Source organism: Pseudomonas sp. GD04158 (assembly GCF_029834875.1).
Taxonomy (GTDB): domain Bacteria; phylum Pseudomonadota; class Gammaproteobacteria; order Pseudomonadales; family Pseudomonadaceae; genus Aquipseudomonas; species Aquipseudomonas hydrolytica.
This window is the reverse complement of record NZ_JAODYT010000117.1, coordinates 1-8,161: the sequence shown is the minus strand read 5'-3', so window position 1 is coordinate 8,161 and position 8,161 is coordinate 1. Positions and strand designations below refer to the sequence as shown.

6 protein-coding genes, 2 pseudogenes and 2 riboswitches are annotated in these 8,161 nt (G+C 68.1%); of the genes and pseudogenes, 1 reads left to right on the top strand and 7 read right to left on the bottom strand.

All coding sequences use genetic code 11. The features are described 5' to 3' along the window. The 7 genes and pseudogenes from N7333_RS23065 to cbiE all read right to left on the bottom strand — a co-directional run. A pseudogene (locus N7333_RS23065) lies at positions 1 to 181 on the bottom strand (iron ABC transporter permease); the annotation flags it as partial. Beyond that, positions 178 to 1,206, bottom strand: a complete 1,029-nt coding sequence (locus N7333_RS23060; protein ID WP_129483724.1) for an ABC transporter substrate-binding protein — start codon at positions 1,204 to 1,206, stop codon at positions 178 to 180. The pseudogene N7333_RS23065 and the gene N7333_RS23060, both read right to left, overlap by 4 nt. Beyond that, the gene (locus N7333_RS23055; protein WP_252576800.1) at positions 1,206 to 1,958 is read right to left on the bottom strand and encodes an ABC transporter ATP-binding protein; all 753 of its coding nucleotides are present in this window, start codon (positions 1,956 to 1,958) and stop codon (positions 1,206 to 1,208) included. The genes N7333_RS23060 and N7333_RS23055 overlap by 1 nt, the downstream gene beginning before the upstream one ends. A 133-nt stretch (positions 1,959 to 2,091) precedes the next feature. Then, positions 2,092 to 4,140, bottom strand: coding sequence for a TonB-dependent receptor (locus tag N7333_RS23050; RefSeq protein ID WP_252576801.1), 2,049 nt, complete (start codon positions 4,138 to 4,140; stop codon positions 2,092 to 2,094). Positions 4,141 to 4,530: 390 nt separating this feature from the next. After that, positions 4,531 to 4,725, bottom strand: a riboswitch (cobalamin riboswitch). Between the two features lie 35 nt (positions 4,726 to 4,760). After that, the gene (locus tag N7333_RS23045) at positions 4,761 to 5,486 is read right to left on the bottom strand and encodes a (2Fe-2S) ferredoxin domain-containing protein (protein WP_129483726.1); all 726 of its coding nucleotides are present in this window, start codon (positions 5,484 to 5,486) and stop codon (positions 4,761 to 4,763) included. A gap of 170 nt (positions 5,487 to 5,656) precedes the next feature. Continuing rightward, entirely contained in the window at positions 5,657 to 6,376 is a 720-nt protein-coding gene (locus N7333_RS23040; RefSeq protein ID WP_129483727.1) for a cobalt-precorrin-6A reductase, read from the bottom strand. Next, entirely contained in the window at positions 6,373 to 7,575 is a 1,203-nt protein-coding gene (gene cbiE, locus N7333_RS23035; protein WP_129483728.1) for a precorrin-6y C5,15-methyltransferase (decarboxylating) subunit CbiE, read from the bottom strand. The genes N7333_RS23040 and cbiE overlap by 4 nt, the downstream gene beginning before the upstream one ends. 56 nt (positions 7,576 to 7,631) lie before the next feature. Next, a riboswitch (cobalamin riboswitch) is annotated at positions 7,632 to 7,956 on the top strand. A gap of 42 nt (positions 7,957 to 7,998) precedes the next feature. Here cbiE and N7333_RS23030 point away from each other — a divergent pair. Beyond that, a pseudogene (locus N7333_RS23030) lies at positions 7,999 to 8,161 on the top strand (precorrin-3B synthase); the annotation flags it as partial.

Below are 8,161 nucleotides of genomic sequence, written 5' to 3'. Positions count from 1 at the left end.
AGACGATGCTGTCCTGGCCGCTGCTGACCGGCACCTGCGGCGTGATGCCGAACAGGTGCTGGCCAATGATCGCCCACACGCGCTCGAGCGGCACCTGCGCCGCGCCAAAGGCCAGCGACCAGGCGCAGGACAGCGCCAGCAGCACGGCCAGCCCGAGCAATAGCAGGCGATAGCGATTCACTGGGCGAAGGCCTCGGGGTGCAGCGCGGCGGCCAGGGTTTCGATGGCGGCCGCGTTATCCAGGCTCGGCGTGACCGCCAGATAGGGCAGCACCACGAAGCGTTGTTCGCGGATCGCGGTCACCCCCTGCAGCGCCGGATGCTGCAGCAGAAAGTCGCGCTTCTGCGCCGCCGTGCGCTCGCCGTAGTCGACGATCAGGATGACCTCGGGGTCTTCCTCGACCACCGACTCCCAACCCACCTTGATCCAGCTTCCGGCCACGCCATCCATCACGTTGCGCCCACCAGCCGCCTCGATCAGCGGCTGCGGCATGCCCTGGCGGCCGGCGCTGAAAGGCAGGTCTTCACCGCTGTCGTAGACGAACACCCGTGGCCGCGTCGGCTGCTCGCCGAGGCGCGCCTGCACTGCCGCCACGCGTCGCTGCATGCCTTGCACCAGGGCATCGGCACGCGGCTCGACGGCGAAGATGCGGCCGAGGTTGCGCAGATCGGCGTAGACATCCTCGAGGCTGGCGACGCGGCCAGGCAGCACATGCGCGCAGGACTCGCTCAGCTCGTACACCGGGATGCCGAAGTGTGCCAGGCTGGCCGGGGTGACCTCGCCGCCGATGCGCATGCCGTAGTTCCATCCGGCGAAGACGAAGTCAGTGCCGGCACCCAGCAGGTTCTCCAGCGAGGGGTAGCGCGCTGCCAGTTCCGGCAGGCCGGCGAGTTGCTCGCGCATGCTCGGGTCGAGGGTCTTCCAGCCGCTGATGCCGGTGTAGCCGGCCATGCGCTCCTTCAGCCCCAGGGCCAGGAGCATGGCGGTCATGTTGACGTCATGGCTGACCGCCCGCTGCGGCGGCTGAGCGACGCTCACCTGACGATCGCAACTGGTCACGGTGACGGCCCAGGCGGGGCTGATCAGCGCCAGCAGGATTGCGCCAACGAGTGTAGGAGCGAGCTTTGCTCGCGAAGCTTTTGTCTTTTCCCAGGATTCGCGAGCAGAGCTCGCTCCTACAGGTTCAGTCGTGCGTAAACGCTTCATCAAACAATCCAGGTAATACGCGGATGCCCCGCCAGTGGATGGGTATCGACCAGCGCCCGTACGCCGAACACCTGCTGCAGCAGCTCGGCGGTCAGCACCTCGGCGGGCGTGCCGACGGCCACCAGGCGGCCCTGGTCGAGCACACAGAGGCGGTCGCAGAAGGCCGCCGCCAGGTTCAGATCATGGAAGCTGGCCAGGGTTGCCAGACCCAGTGCCTTGATCTGGCCGAGCAACTCAAGCTGGTAGCGCGGGTCGAGGTGGTTGGTCGGCTCGTCGAGGATCAGCAGTTGCGGCTGCTGCACCAGAGCGCGGGCAAGCAGGGCGCGCTGCTTCTCGCCGCCCGAGAGGCAGGCGAAGGGCTGCTGCGCCAGGCCGCTCAGGCCGACACGGACCAGCGCCTGAGCCACCAGGCGCTGGTCCTCGGCATCGTCGCCGTCGAACAGGCCCTTGTGCGGCGTACGGCCCATGGCCGCCACTTCGTGCACGCGCAGGCCGAAGTCCTGCGGAAATTCCTGCAGCACCACCGCCACGCGCTGTGCGCTCCAGCGCGGCGGGCGCTGCCACAGCGCCTCACCGTCCAGTTCGACGCTGCCGCCGCTGGGCCGCTGAAAACGATAGGCGCAGCGCAACAGGCTGGTCTTGCCACTGCCGTTGGGACCGATCAGACCGAGCAGTTCACCATCGCCGATCTGCAGATCGATGGCCTCGAGCAAGACGCGCTGGCCATCCGGCGACCAGGCCAGGTCACGGATGCGCAGGCGCGGCTCAGGCGCCGCCGTACGGCGGCTCGCGGGCGGCGAGAACAGACTGGCAGGCCAGCCTGCGGCACTATTCACTGACACACAAAGTCTCCACGCGCGGCACGCCTGCACAGGCACGCTCGCTTCAAAAGCTGTAATCCGCCGTGACGAAGAACGAACGCGGCGCGCCCAGGTACCACTGCTCGCCGTCGCTGCTGGCGCTGGTGGCGTACTGGCGGTCGAACAGGTTGTTCAGCTCCAGGCCCAGGCGCACATCCGGCAACGCCTGCCAGGCGATGTTGGCGTCGACCACGGTATAGCCGGGCACCTTGGCGGTATTGGCGCTATCGGCGTAGCGCGCATCGACATAACGCGCGCCGATGCCGGCCTCCACGCCGCCACCGAGCGCCTTGTTCAGCCACAGGTTGGCGGTGCGCCTGGGCACGTCGGTCGGGCGATTGCCGCTGCGGTCGCCGCCACCTTCGACGAAGTCGTCGTACTCGGCGCGCACCAGGGCGGCGTTGGCCGACACCTGCCAGCCCCGACCCAGCGCCAGTTCCAGGGTGGCTTCCAGGCCATCGGACGACTGCTGGCCGATCTGCTCGGTGGGCGAGGTCGGGGTTTCGCGGCTGAGCAGCTTCTGCTTGACGATGTGATAAGCCGCCAGCGTCCACTCGCCCTGCCCGCCCCAGAACACCTGCTTGAGGCCGATTTCGGTCTGTTTGGCTTCACTCAGGTCGAACTGCTGCTGGGTCGGATTGAGCGTCAGCAGGTTGCTTACGCCCTCGGTGCTGGTGGCGTACTGGCCGTACAGCGACAGATCGGGGGTCAGGGCAAAGACCAGCCCAGCGCGCCAGTTGTCGCCGCTCAGGCTGCGATCGGCGCTGCTGCCATTCACCAGGTTGTCGCGCTGGATATGCACCTGATCGCGGCGCACGCCGGTGACCAGCGCCAGGCGCTCGGTGAGCTGGGTACGGTTCTCGGCGAACAGCGAGAATTGCCGCGCCAGGTTGCGCTCGCGCGGGCCGTAACCGAGCGGATCGGTGCTCTGGTACTGCCCGCCACCGGAACCGGCCAGCGGCACGCTGTCGCTGAAACTGCTGGCGAAATCGTGCTGGCGGGCGAAGTGGATGCGGTTGTAATCCACCCCGACCACCGTGCGGCTATCGAGGCCGAACAGGGCGTGATCGAGGGTGAAGGTCTGGCGGTCGCCGACCTGCTCCTGGGTGTGCTTGATCCGGTAGAACTCGCTGCGCTCGACCGTATCACCCGGCTGCCAGCGATAGGCCTCGGCATTGCGCCAGTAGCGCTGGGTCTTGATGTAGTAGAGCTGGTTGCTGGCGCTGAGCGTGTCGTTGATGCGCCAGTCCGTCACCAGGCGGGTGATCTGGTCGTTGTAGCGGATATCCGCGTCGGCGACGTTGTAATTGCGCTCGCGGATGCTCTCGCGGTACTTGCCGGCCACCAGCGGCGTGCCGAGGTAACGCATCGGGCTCTGGTCGCCATGGTCGTGGGACAGGGTGAAGCTCAGGTCGTCATGGGCGTCCCAGCGCAGGGCGGCGCTGAGCGCGACGCTGTCCGAATCGCCCCGGTCGACCCAGCCATTGCTGGCCTGCTGGTTGACATTGAAGCGATAGCTCAATTCGTCACTCAGCGAACCACCGCTGTCCAGCGCGGCCTGACGGCGGTCGTCGCTGCCGTAGCCGAGGCGCAGCTGGTTGCGGATCTCGCCGGCGAAGGGCTTCTTCGGCACCACGTTGATCACCGCGCCGGTGGCCCCCTCGCCGTAGAGCACCGAGGCCGGGCCGCGCAGCACGTCGATACGCGCCACCGACCAGGTGTCCACCGGGAAGGTCACGGTGCCGGCACCGACGTACTGACGGGTGCCGTCGTACAGCTGCATGGTCGCCGCATGGCCGGTAAAACCACGCGCCGACAGCGCCGTGCCGCCATTGCCGGGTGAGCCGATGCTGCTAATGCCCGGTGTGCGGGTCACCGCGTCCTGCACCGTGAGGTTGTTGCGCCCGCGTACCTCGGCGCCGCTCAGGCTGCTGGTGCTGGCCGGGGTTTGCAGCGCCGACAGCTCCAGGCGCGAGCCGGACGTGGTGGGCGTATGCAGATCGCTCTCGCCCTCCTCCACGGCTTGCGCCTGGACCGTGACAGCGGGCAGATCGACAGGAGATTCGCTGGCCATGGCCACACCGCCAAGCAGCAGCGCGAATGGCAGGGGGCAGTGACGTAGAAGGTGCTGCACGTAATTGATTCCGGGGCTTCGAGGGGGTTCGTGGAGTCGCTCCAGGCCACGTGCGGGCGAGTTGCAAGCGTTCAGCTTCGACTCCTCGCCGGCACGGTCTGAGGCGATAATGTTATTGTTATAACATAACATTATCGCTTTACGCAGGCAGCAGCTGACAGGCTCGTGCCCTTCGTTCGGACGCAAGGCAAAAAGGTTCTTGTAGCGGAAATGGCGCGCCATAGGGGTTCCATCGGTAGAGGGAAGGCACGGCAATCCGATGGAAATGCGCAACAGCAGACAGGGGCACGGCGGCGCCCTACTGGAGTCAACGCCCGCCCACCGCGGGTTGCCAGACAAATGACTCCAGGCCGGTCTCCGGGCTTGCGAGGGTCATGAACGCATCGCCTTCCCATGCGCGTGGCGCACAGTGGCGTATCGATGCGGTCGCTCGCTTACCGTTGCGGGGGCAGCGTCGGACTTCAACCGACTTCCCGTTTCACCTCACGCGCGGCGGCGTGAGACACCTGAAGCGGGGCGGATATGACCACCCACACCCGCTCAAGTCAAGGCGCGAGGCTTCAAGGACGCGGGTTCGTGCCTGTCTCGCCGGCGCCGCCCGGCTCATCGATGCGCAGCTCCGGCAGCGCCCTGCCCGCCACCAGACGCTCATCGACCAGGCGGATCACCGCCGCCTCGTCCCTGATGCCGTACCACTCGCCCTGTGGATAAAGACTCGCGGTCGGGCCCAGGTCGCAGGGGAACTGGCACTGGCTGCGGGTGATATGCACACCGCCGTCGCACTCCAGCTTGCCGGCGGCCTTGAGCCGCTGACGCAGGGTTTTCCACAGGCCCAGCGCGCCCTTGCGCGTGCAGCGCGGGCCGTTGCACAGCAGCAGGCGCTGCGCATGTGGTGGGATCTGCGACCAGGCGTGCTGCGCCGGCACCGGCGGCACGTCGCTGCAGGGCAGGTGCGCCTCACGACGCGCCAGCAGCGCAGCGAGGCCATCGAGCCAGGCATCCTCCAGCGCCGCGCAGACCACGAACACGCCCGCCCCATCGCCGCGCTCGGCGATGCGTTCGCGCAGCCAGTCACGGTGCGCAGCATCGGCGCGCGGCTCCAGATCCACCACCAGCAGCGGTCGCGGCGCCGCAGCGATGGCCTGCCAGCAGCCGTCCTGCTCGCTGTCATGCAGATGCGCCTCGCCCAGCAGTGCTTCGACGCGCCGCTGCAGACGCTCGGCCGAGGCACCACGACCAAGGCCGGGGCCGATGAACAGAACGCGGGCGTAGGGGGCTTGGCTCATGACGGTCTCCAGAACGGGCCGGCAGTCTAGCAGCGCGTCGTGGTCCGGAGGCAATCCGGCAGGTGCTAGAAGCCCCGGTGCGCGCGGCGCACCCTACGGAATCAGCGCAGGCGCAGCAAGCGTAGGGCGGGTGCAACCCGCCAGGCCGGCATTGGCGGGTTTCACCCGCCCTACAAGGACAGCGCCTCGTAGAGAGCGTCCAGCTCCTCGAACTGGCGCGTTACAGCCGGCAACTGCGGGCGGCGCAATAGCAGCACCGGCAGGCCCCGTTCGCGGGCGACCTGCAGCTTGGGCTCGGTGGAGGCGCTGCCGCTGTTCTTGCTTACCAGCACATCGCAGCGGATACGGGCGAACAGCGCACGTTCCTCGTCCAAAGAGAACGGCCCGCGCGCGCCGATGATCTCGGCACGCGGCGGCGCCGGTTCGGCCTGCAGGCAGCGCACCGTCCAGTGCTGGTGCTCGGGTATCTCGTGCAGATGCGCCAGCGGCTCGCGACCGGAGGTGAAGAACGGCCGCTGGAACGGCGTCAGCGCGCGGGTCAGTTCATCCCAGCCATCCACCTCGCGCCAGTCGTCGCCTGCGCCCGGCTGCCAGCCGGGGCGGCGCAGGGCCCAGCAGGGCACACCAGCAGTCTCGGCGGCGCGGGCGGCGTTATGGCTGATCTGCGCGGCATAGGGGTGGGTCAGATCCAGCAGCAGCTCGATGTCTTCTTCGGCGATAAAGGCCGCCAGGCCTTCGGCACCGCCAAAGCCGCCGACGCGCACGCGGCAGGCCAGGTCGTCCGGCACGCGGCCGAGGCCGGCCAGGCTGTAGACGGTATCCGGCCCGAGGCGGCGGGCCAGGCGCAGGGCCTCGGTAGTGCCGCCGAGCAGCAGAAGTCGCGCGCTCACGGCTTGCGCACCGCCAGCAGGGTGATCGGCAGCGCCGCGCGCCAGGTGTCGAACCCGCCCAGCGGCTGCGCCTGGGCCACGGTGAGCCGCAGCAGCTCGCCACCCTGCCGTTCGCGAAAGGCCACCAGCGCCGCCTCGCTCTGAATGGTCACGGCATTGGCCAGCAGGCGCCCGCCGGGCTTGAGTGCGGCCCAGCAATCATCCAGCACACCGGGCACGGTGACGCCGCCGCCGATGAAAATGGCATCCGGCGCTGGCAGCCCGATCAGGGCCTCGGGCGCATGCCCGGCGACCAGTTGCAGCCCGGGGACGCCGAGGGCATCGCGATTGTGGCGGATATGGGCCTGACGCCCTTCGTTGGCCTCGACGGCGATGGCGCGGCAGGCCGGGTGCGCGCGCATCCATTCGATGCCGATGGAGCCACAACCGGCGCCCACGTCCCACAGCAGCTCACCGGGCAGCGGCGCCAGGCGCGCCAGGGTCACCGCGCGCACGTCGCGCTTGGTCAGCTGGCCGTCGTGGCGGTAGGCCTCGTCAGGCAGACCACAGGTCGGTGGCAGCAGGTGTGCTCCGGCGTCGGCCAGGCATTCCACGGCCAGCAGGTTGAGGTCGGCGCCGCGCGGCAAGTCCCAGCTCGCGGCCAGGCCCTCGATGCGGCGCTCATCCGGCCCGCCAAGGTGTTCCAGCAGGGTCAGGCGACTGGCGCCAAAACCGCGTGCGCACAGGGCTTCGGCGACCTGCGCGGGCGTGTCACCATCGGCGCTCAACACCAGCAGGCGCATGCCGGGAAACAGCCGGGCGTTGAGCGTGGCGAGCGGCCGGCCGACCAAGGAGACCACATCAATCTCCTGCAGCGGCCAGCCCAGACGCGCAGCCGCCAGCGACACCGAGGACGGCGACGGCAGTACCTGCAGCTCATCGGCCGGCAGCTGGCGCGCCAGGCTGGCGCCGACGCCGTAGAACATCGGGTCGCCGCTGGCCAGCACGCACACCGCCTCGCCACGCCGCGCCAGCAGCGGTTCAAGGTTGAAGGGGCTGGGCCAGGTTTCCCGCTCGCCACCGATGCAGGGCGGCAGCAAGGCCAGCTGACGCGGCGCACCGACGATGCGTGTAGCCGCCAGCAGCGCGCGGCGCGCGGCCTTGCCCAGGCCGGGGTAGCCGTCTTCACCGATGCCGACCAGGGTCAACCAGGGTTTCATCTACCTTCCTCGCAAGTAGCCGACAGGGCGCGTGTCGCGACGCCGGGCAAAGCGGGCATAATACAGCCTTCGTCGGTGCCCCTTATAAAACGGGCCTAAGAGGGAACACGGTAAAACCGTGGCTGCCCCCGCAACTGTAAACAGCGAGTCCAATGCAATCGGCCACTGGGTGAAAGGCCGTTGAAAAACGTAGGCGAGGTAGGCAAGACAAGGCAAAAACGGCCGAAAAAGCGCAGTTTACGTGTTGTAAATGAGCATTTTGAGGCCGTTTTTAACGCCGTATTGCCAACGTAGGTAGTTTTTCAACGGCCTGTTAACCGGGAAGGCGCAGCGGATCATGACCTGTCAGCCAGGAGACCTGCCGACGAACGCTGGTCGCGAGTGCCAACATCGGGCGGGGTGTACCGATGCCATGGAATCCCCCTGTGGGCGGATTTCGCTGGTTCGGTCGCCGCGTCGTTAGCCACAGGTGACCGCTTGCACACCTCCATTCGCCCTTCCGCCTGTCCCGGCCTGCTGCGCATCGTCCCCGCGCTGGACGGTGGCATCTGCCGTATCAAGCTGCCCGGCGGCGTGCTGCGCAGCG

What these genes read in the sequence shown, in the direction of transcription:
- cbiE (WP_129483728.1), bottom strand. Translation starts at nt 7,575, where the DNA reads ATGAAACCCTGGTTGACCCTGGTCGGCATCGGTGAAGACGGCTACCCC.
- N7333_RS23060 (WP_129483724.1), bottom strand. Translation starts at nt 1,206, where the DNA reads ATGAAGCGTTTACGCACGACTGAACCTGTAGGAGCGAGCTCTGCTCGC.
- N7333_RS23045 (WP_129483726.1), bottom strand. Translation starts at nt 5,486, where the DNA reads ATGAGCCAAGCCCCCTACGCCCGCGTTCTGTTCATCGGCCCCGGCCTT.
- N7333_RS23050 (WP_252576801.1), bottom strand. Translation starts at nt 4,140, where the DNA reads ATGGCCAGCGAATCTCCTGTCGATCTGCCCGCTGTCACGGTCCAGGCG.